1 protein-coding gene is annotated in these 418 nt (G+C 65.3%); it reads left to right on the forward strand.

The genetic code is table 11. The annotated features are described in order from the left end of the window. Positions 1 to 418, forward strand: a 418-nt coding sequence (locus tag EN994_RS35095; protein WP_245466193.1) for a HisA/HisF-related TIM barrel protein, incomplete at both ends; no start/stop codon positions are given.

The following is a 418-nucleotide window of genomic DNA, read 5'->3' on the forward strand; positions in this document are numbered from 1 at the left end:
ATCTTCGACGTCATCGCACGCACCGCCGAACAATGTTTCATGCCGCTGACCGTCGGCGGCGGCGTGCGCCAGGTCGCCGACATCAGGAAGCTGCTCTTGGCCGGCGCGGACAAGGTGTCGATCAACACGGCGGCGGTGAAGAACCCGGACTTCGTTGCCGAGGCTGCCGACAAGTTCGGCAACCAGTGCATTGTCGTCGCCATCGACGCCAAGAAAGTGTCCGCCACCGGTGAGGCCGACCGCTGGGAGATCTTCACCCATGGTGGGCGCGAAAAGACCGGCATCGACGCGGTCGAGTTCGCGCGGAAAATGGTCGATCGCGGCGCCGGCGAGATCCTGCTGACCTCGATGGATCGCGACGGCACCAAGGCCGGCTACGACATCGCGCTGACCCGCGCGATATCAGACGCCGTGCGCG

This window comes from Mesorhizobium sp. M7A.F.Ca.CA.002.09.1.1 (genome assembly GCF_003998555.1).
Lineage (GTDB): Bacteria > Pseudomonadota > Alphaproteobacteria > Rhizobiales > Rhizobiaceae > Mesorhizobium > Mesorhizobium ciceri.